This window comes from Lysobacter sp., assembly GCA_013141175.1.
Lineage (GTDB): Bacteria > Pseudomonadota > Gammaproteobacteria > Xanthomonadales > Xanthomonadaceae > Lysobacter_I.
Genome location: JABFRN010000001.1, coordinates 3,540,064 through 3,552,344, shown reverse-complemented (window position 1 = coordinate 3,552,344; position 12,281 = coordinate 3,540,064). Strand labels below are relative to the sequence as shown.

The 12,281-nt window shown below is 65.4% G+C and carries 7 protein-coding genes; 6 read left to right on the top strand and 1 reads right to left on the bottom strand.

Annotated elements, in window-relative coordinates:
• Positions 1-5 precede the first annotated feature (5 nt).
• Entirely contained in the window at positions 6-2,189 is a 2,184-nt protein-coding gene (locus HOP03_15665) for a TonB-dependent receptor (GenBank protein ID NOT89597.1), read from the bottom strand.
• A 347-nt stretch (positions 2,190-2,536) separates the two neighbouring features.
• Between HOP03_15665 and HOP03_15660 the strand changes: the two genes are divergently transcribed.
• The 6 genes from HOP03_15660 to HOP03_15635 all read left to right on the top strand — a co-directional run bounded on the left by HOP03_15660 (position 2,537) and on the right by HOP03_15635 (position 12,260).
• Positions 2,537-3,940: a GntP family permease gene (locus HOP03_15660; protein ID NOT89596.1), complete on the top strand. Its 1,404-nt coding sequence runs from the start codon at positions 2,537-2,539 to the stop codon at positions 3,938-3,940.
• A 206-nt stretch (positions 3,941-4,146) separates the two neighbouring features.
• Positions 4,147-4,950 (top strand): 3-hydroxybutyrate dehydrogenase, encoded by an 804-nt coding sequence (locus HOP03_15655; protein NOT89595.1) that lies wholly within the window; start codon positions 4,147-4,149, stop codon positions 4,948-4,950.
• Positions 4,951-5,147: 197 nt separating this feature from the next.
• The gene (locus HOP03_15650) at positions 5,148-6,971 is read left to right on the top strand and encodes a DUF1800 domain-containing protein (GenBank protein NOT89594.1); all 1,824 of its coding nucleotides are present in this window, start codon (positions 5,148-5,150) and stop codon (positions 6,969-6,971) included.
• A 10-nt stretch (positions 6,972-6,981) separates the two neighbouring features.
• On the top strand, positions 6,982-8,484 hold the full coding sequence (locus HOP03_15645) for a DUF1501 domain-containing protein (protein ID NOT89593.1): 1,503 nt from the start codon (positions 6,982-6,984) through the stop codon (positions 8,482-8,484).
• A 215-nt stretch (positions 8,485-8,699) separates the two neighbouring features.
• On the top strand, positions 8,700-10,487 hold the full coding sequence (locus HOP03_15640; protein NOT89592.1) for a DUF1800 domain-containing protein: 1,788 nt from the start codon (positions 8,700-8,702) through the stop codon (positions 10,485-10,487).
• A 276-nt stretch (positions 10,488-10,763) separates the two neighbouring features.
• Positions 10,764-12,260: a DUF1501 domain-containing protein gene (locus HOP03_15635; GenBank protein NOT89591.1), complete on the top strand. Its 1,497-nt coding sequence runs from the start codon at positions 10,764-10,766 to the stop codon at positions 12,258-12,260.
• Positions 12,261-12,281 lie beyond the last annotated feature (21 nt).

Below are 12,281 nucleotides of genomic sequence, written 5' to 3'. Positions count from 1 at the left end.
TGCGATCAGAAATCGTAGCGCGCCGACAGCGTGTACTGGCGCGGCGGGCCGTAGAACCCGGTGAACACGCCGAGCGCCGACACCAGGTTGTAGCCGGTGGTGAGGTATTCCTCGTCGGCGAGGTTGCTGCCCTGCAGGGAGAAACTCCAGGCATCGTTGAGCTTCCAGATCACGCCGGCGTTGATCAGGCCGTAGCCGTCCTGGGTGATCGGGGTCGCGGTGGCGCCGGTGACCGGATCGCGGACCACTTCGGTGGTCGCGACCACATCGGTCTGATAGCTGTAGCCCACTCGCGCAGACAGATTGCCCATCGCCCCGACCGGCGTGCGGTATTCGAGATTCAGCGCGCCCGAGAATTCCGGTGCGTTGGTGAATTCCTGCTGGCCGGAGATATCGACGTTCTTGAAGATGTAGCGGTCGTACTTGGCATCGAGCCATGCCAGGTTGCCCGAGATCGCCCAGTGCGAGGACGGCAGCCACTGGTATTCGGCTTCGAAACCGTTGACGGTGCCTTCACCGGCATTGGTGAAGTCGCCGAAGAACGCGTCGTCGGTCCCGTCGCCGTTGCTGTCGTAGGCGGTGAACACCGACAGCTGGATGTCCTTGTAGGTGTTGTGGAACGCCGACAGGTTCACGAACAGGCGCTGATCGAGGAACGACATCTTGCTGCCGATCTCGAAGCTGTCCACGGACTCGTCCTGGAAGGGCTCGGCCGAGCGCGGCACCGCAACCGCCTGCGCGCGGATGTTGTAACCACCCGATTTGAAGCCGCGACTGGCGAGGCCATAGATCATGATGTTGTCGTTGAACTGGTAGTCCAGCGAGATCTTCGGCGAGGTGTTCTTGAAGTTGATGGTCTTGTCGAAGTTCGCAGCGATCGGCGCGACCGGACGCAGCACGGTGTAGGTGGCGTCGGTGTAGAAGCGGTTCAGCACCACGGCATGCTTGTCTTCGTCGGTGTAGCGGATGCCGACATCGAGCTTGAGCTGGTCGGTCAGATCGAAGGTCCAGTCGCCGTAGACGGCCACGCTGTTGGTGAACACGTCACCCTGGGTATCGCCGAACAGCAGGTTGAAGAAGTTGTTGAGCACCTGGCCGCCGGCACGTCCGTCGAACTTGTAGACGCCGAACACGCCGCGAGAGCGACCGCCGCCATCGTAGTTCGCCTGGATCTCGTGCGAGGTCTGCTCGTCGGTATAGAACGCCTTCACGTCGGCGATCTTGTTCGGCAGGGTGTCGAAATCGATGTTGGTCTCGGTGTCGGATTCGCGCTTGGCGACCACGTATTTGAAGGCCCAACTGTCGCTCGGGCGCCAGTTGACGGTCGCGGAAGCGCCCCTCAACTCGGTGTTGTTGGTGTTGAGCATGCCATTGCGCACGTCGTAGCGATCGTCCAGCGGCAGCGCGGTCGGCGCGAAACGGTTCGGCGCCAGCATCCGCGCGGCGCGCACGCCGGACTTGTCGTCGACCCAGTCGAAGGCGAACTGGACATCGAAATCATCCTCCGAATAGGCGCCCAGATTGAAGCGCAACGCGTTGATTTCCTTGTCGCTCACCTGCTGGTGGGTGTTGACGTTCTCGCCGAAGCCGTCGCGGTTGAGGTTGGCGACCGCGATCCGCGCGCGCAGGCCGCTGTTCTCGCCGAACAACGGACCGCCGATGGCAGCCTTCGTATCGAGCTGGTTGTAGTTGCCGACGGTGATCGAGGCGAAGCCGTCGACCTGCTCCGGCAGCGGCTTGGAGACGTATTTGATCGCGCCGCCGATGGTGTTCTTGCCGTAGAGCGAGCCCTGCGGTCCGCGCAGCACTTCGACCCGGTTCACGTCGAACACATCGAGCAGCGCGCCCTGCGGACGGGCGATGTAGACATCGTCCAGATAGATGCCGACGCCCGGATCGACGCCCCACAGCGGATCGGACTGGCCGACGCCGCGCAGGTAGGCGGTGACCGTGCTGCTGGAGCCGCGCGCGGCGTAGATCGTGAGGTTGGGCACCTGCGCGTCGAGGTCGCTGAGGTCTTCGACGTTGAGTTTGTCGAGCGAATCGGCGGTGAACGCGGTGACCGCGACGGGCACGTCCTGCAGGGTTTCCTCGCGTTTGCGCGCGGTGACAGTGATCGTATCCAGGGTGTTCCGATCGGATTCGGCGCCAGCAGCGGCGTCCTGGGCATACCCCATCGGCGCGAACATGCCGAGCGCCAGCGCCGTCCCGACGGCGAGACTCAGGCTGCTGTACGGCAACGCTCCACGCTTGCGCGCGGCATTGGCCGGGAAGGCGGTTGGATTCGCACGACTCATCGATCTTTCCTCAAACGGTCAGGCTGCCGACGCTCGGCGGCCACATGGTGGCAAGACTAGGCAGTGACGCCGGCCCGGGCACTTGTACCTTCGGACAATGGGCCGCGCAGCGCCGGCTGCCGACACTGGCGGCCCCAACTGCGGCTGCGCAGGGCCGCTCCGTGGCCGACGGCCAGCACGCGCGTCTCCACGGCGCCCGATCGCGGTCTTCCCGAGAAACTCTTCATGGCGACGGTGACATGTCCTTTCTGATCGTGCTGGCGGCGCTGTGCTTCCTGATGTTCGTGGCTTATCGCGGCTACAGCGTGATCCTGTTCGCGCCGATCGCGGCGCTGGGGGCGGTGCTGCTGACCGACAGTTCGCTGGTCGCGCCGATGTTCACCGGCCTGTTCATGGACAAGATGGTCGGGTTCCTGAAGCTGTACTTCCCGGTGTTCCTGCTCGGTGCGATCTTCGGCAAGCTGATCGAATTGTCGGGGTTCTCGAAATCCATCGTCCGCGCGGTGATCGGGCTGTTCGGCGCGGAGCGCGCAATGCTGTCGATCGTCGCGGTCTGCGCGCTGCTGACCTACGGCGGCGTGTCGCTGTTCGTGGTGGTGTTCGCGGTCTATCCCTTCGCCGCGGAACTGTTCCGCCAGAGCGACATCCCGAAACGGCTGATCCCGGGCACCATCGCGCTGGGCGCCTTCACCTTCACCATGGACGCGCTGCCGGGCACGCCGCAGATCCAGAACATCATTCCGACCTCGTTCTTCGGCACCACCACCTGGGCGGCGCCGTGGCTGGGCACGATCGGCGCGGTGTTCATCCTGATCGTCGGCATGAGCTATCTGGAATGGCGCCGCCGCGCCGCCAAGCGCAACGGCGAAGGCTACGGCGACCCGGCGACGCTCAGCAACGAACCCGCGCCCTTCGCCGACAGCAAGCTCGCGCATCCGCTGCTGGCGCTGTCGCCGCTGCTGCTGGTGGGCATCGTCAACAAACTGCTGACCCTGTGGATTCCGAAGGTCTACGGCACCAGCCACGAGTTCGTGCCGGCGGTGATCGGAAACGCCGCACCGGTGGTGCAGGAAGTGTCGAAAGTGGCCGCGATCTGGGCCGTGCAGGGCGCGCTGCTGGTCGGCATCGCCAGCGTCATCGTGCTGGCGTGGAAGCCGGTGACCGCGAGTTTCGCCGAGGGCGCGAAGAACGCCATCGGCGGCGCGATGCTGGCGTCGATGAATACCGCCTCGGAGTATGGTTTCGGCGCCGTCATCGCGGCCCTGCCCGGCTTTCTGGTGGTCGCGAACGCGCTGCACGCGATTCCGAATCCGCTGGTCAACGAAGCGATCACCGTCACCGCCTTGGCCGGCATCACCGGCTCCGCATCCGGCGGCATGAGCATCGCACTGGCGGCCATGGCCGAAACCTTCATCGCCAACGCCCAGGCGGCGCAGATTCCGATGGATGTCCTGCATCGCATCGCGTCCATGGCATCCGGCGGCATGGACACCCTGCCCCACAACGGCGCGGTGATCACCCTGCTCGCGGTGACCGGTCTGACCCACCGCCAGGCCTACAAGGATATTTTCGCGATCACCCTGATCAAGACCTCTGCGGTATTCGTCGTCATCGCGGCGTTCTATCTGACCGGACTGGTGTGATCGGGTGGTGCCAACCTCGTAGGGCGGGCCCTGGCCCGCCATTGCCAACTCTCAGTTGAAAGCAGCAATGATCGAGAGCGGTTTCGATCATCGCGCGCCGCGATCGGAAACATCGCAACGGCGGGCCAGGGCCCGCCCTACGCTTGAAGCCGCATAATCCCCTCAGCGCAATTGCGCTTTACTCGATCTTTCTGCCGAGTCCTCATATGTCCGACACCTTCCTCGCTTCGCGCACCGCCCTCGTCACCGGCAGCACTTCCGGCATCGGCCTGGCCATCGCCTGCGGTCTGGCCGCAGCGGGCGCGAAGATCGCGATCAACGGGCTTGGCACGCCGGAGCAGATCGAAGCCGCACGGCAAGCGGTGCGCGACGCGGGCGCGGGCGATGTGCGCCACTTCGGCGCCGACCTGCGCGACCCCGACCAGATCGAAGCGATGATGGCCGCGATCGATGCGTGGTCGCCGCTCGACGTATTGGTGAACAACGCCGGCATCCAGCACGCGGTGCCGCTGGCCGAGATGCCGACCCAGAAGTGGAACGACATTCTCGCGATCAACCTCAGCTCCGCGTTCCACAGCATGCGTCTGGCGATGCCGGGCATGGCGACGCGTGGCTATGGCCGCGTGGTGAACATCGCGTCCGTACACGGCCTGGTCGCCTCGGCGAACAAGGCGCCCTACGTGGCCAGCAAATTCGGAATCGTCGGTCTGAGCAAGGTCGCGGCACTGGAATACGCCGCCGCCGGGACCCGCGACAGCGGCGGCATCACCGTCAACTGCATCTGCCCGGGCTGGGTGGAAACCGCATTGATCGAACCGCAGATCGAAGCGCGCCGCGATGGCGGCAGCCGCGACGACGGTGTCCGCGCACTGCTCTCGGAAAAGCAGCCGAGCCTGCGCATGTCGCTGCCCGGGGACATCGCTTCGATGGTGCTGTGGCTGTGCCGGCGCGAGGCGCACAACGTGACTGGCGCCTCCTTCCCGATCGATGGCGGCTGGACCGCGCAGTAGCGGGCGGCATCGCGGCGCGCCGAGTTGGGCGTCGAATCGTACCGGCCGGTCAACGCATCCCACGGTCGGACGTTCATGGAACTTGAGCCCGGTCACATTCCCGGTGCCATGACATCGCGCATGCTGGCAGAGGGGAATCCGGAGTCATAAAGCCAACGCACGCGGCCGACAGGCGCGGGCGCAACGGAGTTTGCCAGATGCCCAGACCCATCGCTCCCACCACGCGCCAACGCAAGCTGCTGTCAGAGATCGCCCGCCGCAATGGCATCAAAGGGCCCTTGCGCTTCCAGCCGCTGCCGGAGCGTTTCGGCACATCCGACCTCGAACCGCTGGCCGATTCCGCCCTGCCGGGAGCGTCGAACGATCAGCCACGCATACCCAGGATGGCCGGCCCGGGCACGGCGGATATCTCGCAGCCGGAATTGCTGACGATGCAGCGCGCACCGTTCCCGGTCCGCGTGCTGAACAACCTGACCGCAGGCGCCACCGCCACGTCCATCGCCGAGTTCAACGCGCTGGGCGCGAACGATACCGCGCGGCTCACCGCGTTCGTCGATCAGCAGCTCAATCCTTCCGCGATCGACGACAGCGCGCTGGAGGCCCGGCTTTCCACCGCCAACGGCTACACCACGCTCAACAAGTCGCTGGCCCAGCTCTGGGCCGACCATACCCTCGTCAACACCGACAGTTCGGCGCCGGCACGCGAAACCCAGCGCGCCGCGCTGGTGCGCGCGGCGTATTCGAAACGCCAGTTGCAGGAGACGATGGTCGATTTCTGGCAGAACCATTTCAATGTCGCCATCAACAGCGGCACCGCCTCGACGGTCTACGTCCACTACAACCGCGACGTGATCCGCGCCAACGCGTTCGGCAATTTCCGCACCATGCTCGAAGCGGTGGGCCAGAGCACCGCGATGATGTATTACCTCAACAACCGCAGCAATTCGCGCTCCGGCCCCAACGAGAACTACGCGCGCGAGCTGCTGGAACTGCATGCGATGGGCGCGGAAAATTACCTCGGCTTCGTCAGCCCGGCGCAGGTGCCGCCCGCGCCGGAGGACCCGAGCTATCCGATCGGCTACACCGATCTCGACGTCTACGACACCGCCGCAGCGTTCACCGGCTGGACGGTGAAGAACGGGGGCAACGGTTTTCCGACCGAAAACGACGGCACGTTCGTTTACCGCCTGGCCATGCACGACGCCGGTCCCAAGCAGGTGTTGGGCATGTACATCTTCCCCGAGCAGGCGGCGATGAAGGACGGGCGCGACATCTACGACCGTCTGGCCACCCATCCGCGCGTCGCCAAGTTCATCTGCAAGAAACTGATCCGGCGCTTCGTGTCCGACAAGCCGGACCAGGCCCTGATCGACAGCGCCGCGACGGTGTTCCGCGCCAACTGGCAGCATCCGAACCAGCTGCGGCTCACGCTGCGCCACATCCTGCTGTCCAACGCGTTCATCAACGCATGGGGACAGAAGAACCGGCGCCCGTTCGAGTTGATCGCTGCAGCAGTCCGCGCCTGCGGCAGCGACTGGACGATCAAGGGCATCAGCGAAACCCGCAGCAACGATTTCATGAACCGCCTCGCCGCCACCGGCCACGCGCCCTACGACTGGGCGGCGCCGAACGGCTACCCGGATGTCGGCGTGACCTGGGCGGGTTCCAACAACATGGTCACCACGTGGAAGATGCTGAGCTGGCTGACCGAAACGCTCGACACCGATACCGCCTTGACGCCGTTGCTGCCGATCGTGGCGCAGAGCCGCGCCAATGTCGCCAGTTGGACCGCGAACAACCTGGTCGATTACTGGTGCCAGCGGATTCTCGGCTATCTGCCGGTCGCTTCGCGCCGGCAGGTGCTGGTGGCATTCCTGGCCCAGAACGGCGACCCCGCGACCTACGTCATCACCGACACCGACACTTCGGCGACCACCGATCTCAAGCGCCATTACAACCTGCAGCGCCTGCGCAGCATGGTCGCGATGATCCTGATGTCCCCCGAATTCATGAGCCGCTGAGGACTGTCCGATGAACGATCTCCATTTCGATCGACGCGAATTCCTCAAAGGCTGCGGTGCCGCCGCAGCGGTCGGCGCAGTCGGCGGCCCGAGCCTGCTGTTCTCGCAGGATGCGCATGCGGCGGTCAATCCGTTCGATACCGTGGTCATGGTGTTCCTGCGCGGCGGCTTCGATGGCCTGAATCTGGTCCCGCCGGTCAGCGGCAACGATCGGGGCTTCTACGAGGAAGCGCGCCCGTCACTGCGCATCCCCGCGACCGGCACCGATGCCGCCCTGCCGTTGACGCTCGCCTCCGGAGCCGCCACCGGTTTCGGTCTGCACCCTTCGGCGGTCGGGCTGCACGGCATCTGGGATGCGGGCAAGCTCGCCATCGTCCAGTCCTGCGGCATGCAGACCGTGGTGACGCGCAGCCACTTCGATGCGCAGGCCTATCTCGATCTGGGGACACCCGGCAATCTCAACGTCAGCACCGGTTGGATGACCCGGGCCTGGCAGACACAGAGTGCCGGCATCAGCAGTCCGATGCCGCTGTTGGCCGTCGCCAGCCGCCAGCCGAACAACATGCGCGGCTCCACCCAGTCCCTGTCGATGCCGAGCCCGGGCGATTTCGCGCTGACCTCGGGCGCTCCGCAGTGGCAGGCCTACCGTTCGGGCATGCCGGTCGGGACCAAGGGCGTCACCGAAACCATGGCCAGTCTCTGGGCCGGCCAGACCGGCGTCGAAGTCGCCGGCCAGCGCGCCGATGCTTCGATGCGGCTCATCGCGCAGCAGGGCTATACCTCGACCCTGCCCACCGCACCGGTCGCCTGGCCGACGACGACCTTCGCACGCCAGCTGTGGACGGTGGCGCAATCGATCCGCTTCAATCTTGGCCTGCGCTATGCCGCGATCGACCTTGGCGGCTGGGACACGCACGAGAACCAGGGCACGACAGGCAACAGCAACTACTCGAACAGGATCACCGAGCTGTCGCAGGCGTTGACCGCGTTCTACAACGAACTGAACCAGACCGGCGAAATCGCGAGGGTCACGGTGATCGTGCAATCCGAGTTCGGGCGTCGCGTGCGTCAGAACGGCAGCAATGGCACCGATCACGGCTATGGCAGTCCGATGCTGGTGATGGGCGGGCCGGTCAATGGCCGTCAGCTCTTCGGACAGTGGCTGGGGCTCGATCCGGTGGTGCTGTCGCCGTATTTCGGCGACGTCCCGGTCACCACCGATTTCCGTCGCGTCTTCAGCGAACTGATGATCCGGCGCATGGCCAACAACAAGCTCGGCGACATCTTCCCGGGCTACACGGGCTATACGCCGATGGGCGTCTTCCAGGGCACCGATCTGGCCCCGCAATACATCGCCGGATCCGGACAGAGCCAGATCATCGCGAATCTGCCCGCCAATCCGCAGCCGGTGTACGGAGAATCGCTGCGCGAAACGTCGCGGGCGCTGCGCGCCCGCGAACGCGACGACCGCAGCTGGATCCGGCGTCTACTGGCCGCGTTGGGCCTGTCGTAATCGATCTGCGTGCCGCACAACCCAGGCCGTTCCGACGGCCTGTTTTGACGCCGCAGCGGACATGGCGCCTCCACGTCTCCGACATCGGGAACGACGGGATGACGGGATCGCGGCCTCCGTCACAGATCGGCTGCTGAGGCTTCCCGATCTGCCATGGAAATCCGGCCTATAGTGCTGTGGTTGCCTGTTCACGAGGCATGACTTGGAGTCCACCGATGGCAAGACCGCTCTCGAATTCACGCCGCAAAGCGATGCAAACCGTGATCGCCCGTCGATACGGGCTTGCAGGTCCTCTCCGCTTCAAGTCTCCGCCGAACCGCCTGCCCGAAGCCGCGACTCCCGACGCGGTCGCCGTGTCCCAGCGCACCCCGCGCATGTCCGGCCCATCGGCGGCGAATATTTCGCAGGCCGAACTGCTGACCCTGCAGCGCGCGCCGTTCGCGGTGCGCGCCCTGAATCATCTGACCTACGGCGTCACGCCGACGCTGGTGTCGCAATTCAACGCATTGGGCGCCAACGACACCGCGCGACTGACCGCCTTCGTGGACCAGCAGCTCAATCCAGCGGCGATCGACGACAGTGCGCTCGACACCCGTCTCGCCAGCGCCGGCTACACCACGCTCGGCAAGAGTCTGACCCAACTGTGGGCCGACCATGTCGCACCGGATCCGGTCTACGACATCCGCATGCGCCCCGCCTGGGAAGTGCAGAGATCGGCGCTGGTGCGCGCGGTGCATTCGAAGCGCCAATTGCAGGAAGTGATGGTCGGCTTCTGGCACAACCACTTCAACGTCACTGTCACCGATTTCTCCTGTGGTCCGGTGTATGTGCACTACAACCGCGATGTGATCCGCGCGAACTCGCTCGGCAACTTCCGCACGATGCTCGAAGCGGTCGCGCAGAGCACATCGATGATGTACTTCCTCGACAACGCTTCCAACACGCGCTCGGGCCCCAACGAAAACTTCGCGCGCGAGCTGCTGGAACTGCACACGCTGGGCGCCGAGAACTATCTCGGATTCGTCGATCCGTTCCAGGTCCCGCCCTGCCCCGAAGACCCCACGTATCCGATCGGCTATACCGATGTGGATGTGTACGAAACCGCTTCCGCATTCACCGGCTGGTCGGTCAAGGACGGCCACTGGCAATATCCGACCGAGGACGACGGCACCTTCGTCTATCGTCAGGCGTGGCACGACTCCGGCCCGAAATTCGTGCTCGGCAAGTTCCTCAATCCCGAACAACCGTCGATGAAGGACGGTCGCGACATCCTCGACCGCCTCGCCAGCCATCCGCGCGTCGCCAAATTCATCTGCAAGAAGCTGATCCGCCGTTTCATCTCCGACAAACCCGATCAGGCGCTGATCGACAGCGCCGCAGCGATCTTCCGCGCGAATTGGCAAAGCCCGAACCAGATCGCGCTGACCCTGCGCCATATCCTGTTGTCGAACGCCTTCATCCACAGCTGGGGCCAGAAGAACCGCCGTCCGTTCGAGCTCGCCGCCGCCACGCTGCGCGCGCTGGGATCCGACTGGACGACGCGCGTCGGCGACCCGAAAAGCGATGAACTGTTCTGGCGCATGAGTTTCACCGGCAATATGCCCTACGAATGGCCGGCGCCGAACGGCTACCCGGACACCGGCGTCGCCTGGTCGGGGTCCAACAGCTACGCGATGAGCTGGAAGCTGTTGAACTGGATCAGCGAAACCAGCGAGAACAGCGTGTTCATGGCGCCGATCCTCGACCTGACGCGCAGCAACGTGAGCAATTGGACCGCGAACAATCTCGTCGATTTCTGGTGCCAGCGCATTCTCGGCGCGCTGCCGGTCGCGTCGCGCCGGCAGACGCTGGTCGCGTTCATGGCCCAGAACGGCACCGCGACCGAGGTCATCGCCGATACCGATACCTGGGCAGCCGGCAATCCGAAGGCGCATTACAACCAGCAACGCCTGCGCAGCATGGTCGCGCTGATCCTGATGTCCCCCGAATTCATGAGCCGCTGAGGGGAGAGCCTGTTGTTGGTCTCCCCATATTCCGCGTTGTGCCGCAGAGCGGTTCTGGTGACCGCGCGTCGCGCAGCGCCAGACAGGCGGTCTGGTCAAGCGACGCGCGGGCGTCAGGGCCGCTCTGCGGCACAACCCGCAGGGCTGTCCCGGCAGGGGCGCGGCGCCGCGTCCTCGCTCGGTCGTGGATCGACATCCATTCACTCACTCCTCCTTGCTCCGCGCCCCTGCCGGGTCAGCGCGGAACATGGGGAGACCAACAACAGGCTCTGAACCATGTCCGAGCTCCACATCGATCGTCGCGAATTCATCAAGGGCGCCTGCGCCACCGCCGCCGTCGGCGCCGCCGGCCCCGGCCTGCTGTTCTCCAGCGAAGCGGAGGCTGCGGTCAACACCTACGACACCGTGGTCCTGGTCTTCCTGCGCGGCGGCATGGACGGGCTGAATCTGGTGCCGCCCGTCTCCGGCAACGACCGCACCTTTTACGAGGAAGCGCGCCCCTCGTTGAACATCGCCGCCAGCGGCACCTACGGCGCACTGCCGCTGACGTTGGCGAGCGGCGCCGCCACGGGCTTCGGCCTGCATCCGGCCGCCACGGGACTGAAAGGCCTGTGGGACGCCGGCAAGCTGGCGATCGTGCACAGCTGCGGCATGCCGACAGTGGTCACCCGCAGCCACTTCGACGCGCAGCTGTACCTCGATCTCGGCACCCCCGGACAGCAGGGCGGCGGCAGCGGCTGGCTCACCCGCGCCTGGAGTACCCAACCGGGCGTCACTGGCAACCCGGTGATGCCGGTCGTTGCCGTCAACAGCCGTCAGCCGGCCAACCTGCTGGGCTCGACCGAAGCCTTGTCGATGCCGAGCCCCACCGATTTTTCGCTCGATACCGGTGCCTGGCAGTGGCAGAAGTTCCGCAGCGGCATGCCTGCCGGCACCAAGGGTCTCAACGAGACGCTGGCGTCGCTGTGGACCGGTCAGACCGGTGTCGAAGTCGGCGGCCTGCGCGCCGATTCCGCGCTGCGCGTGATCGGCCAGCAGGCGTATACCTCGACGCTTCCGGCCGGATGGCCCACCACCAACTTCGCCCGCCAACTGTGGACGGTCGCGCAGTCCATCCGCTTCAACCTCGGCCTGCGGATCGCCACGCTCGACCTCGGCGGCTGGGACACCCACGACGGCCAAGGCACCGCCGGCAGCGGCTACCACTACTACCAGAACAAGATCGTCGAACTTTCCGAAGCGCTGACCGCGTTCTACAACGACCTCAACACCGGGGGCGAAGCCGCGCGCGTCACCGTGATCGTGCAGTCGGAATTCGGCCGTCGCGTGCGCCAGAACGGCAGCAGCGGCACCGACCACGGCTACGGCAATCCGATGCTGGTCCTCGGCGGACCGGTGAACGGACGGAAGTTCTACGGCCAGTGGCTGGGTCTCGATCCGCAGGTCCTGTCGCCGTATTTCGGCGACGTGCCGGTGACCACCGACTTCCGCCGCGTGTTCTCGGAACTGCTGATCCGGCGCATGGGCAACAACAAACTCGGCACGGTCTTCCCCGGCTACACCGGCTACACGCCGATGGGCGTTTTCCAGGGCACCGATCTCACGCCGCAGTACTTGGCCACGGACGAAGCCCGGATCATGGCCAATCTGCCGGCCAATCCGCAGCCCGCGTACGGCGAATCGATGCGCGAAAGCTCGCGTGCGATCCGCGCGCGCCAGCGCGATGAGCAAAACTGGATCCAGCGGTTGCTCGCTGCGCTCGGCCTGTCCTGACCGTCGGAACGAGGGCGGCGA

What these genes read in the sequence shown, in the direction of transcription:
- HOP03_15665 (NOT89597.1), bottom strand. Translation starts at nt 2,189, where the DNA reads ATGTTCGCGCCGATGGGGTATGCCCAGGACGCCGCTGCTGGCGCCGAA.
- HOP03_15645 (NOT89593.1), top strand. Translation starts at nt 6,982, where the DNA reads ATGAACGATCTCCATTTCGATCGACGCGAATTCCTCAAAGGCTGCGGT.
- HOP03_15640 (NOT89592.1), top strand. Translation starts at nt 8,700, where the DNA reads ATGGCAAGACCGCTCTCGAATTCACGCCGCAAAGCGATGCAAACCGTG.
- HOP03_15660 (NOT89596.1), top strand. Translation starts at nt 2,537, where the DNA reads ATGTCCTTTCTGATCGTGCTGGCGGCGCTGTGCTTCCTGATGTTCGTG.
- HOP03_15635 (NOT89591.1), top strand. Translation starts at nt 10,764, where the DNA reads ATGTCCGAGCTCCACATCGATCGTCGCGAATTCATCAAGGGCGCCTGC.
- HOP03_15655 (NOT89595.1), top strand. Translation starts at nt 4,147, where the DNA reads ATGTCCGACACCTTCCTCGCTTCGCGCACCGCCCTCGTCACCGGCAGC.
- HOP03_15650 (NOT89594.1), top strand. Translation starts at nt 5,148, where the DNA reads ATGCCCAGACCCATCGCTCCCACCACGCGCCAACGCAAGCTGCTGTCA.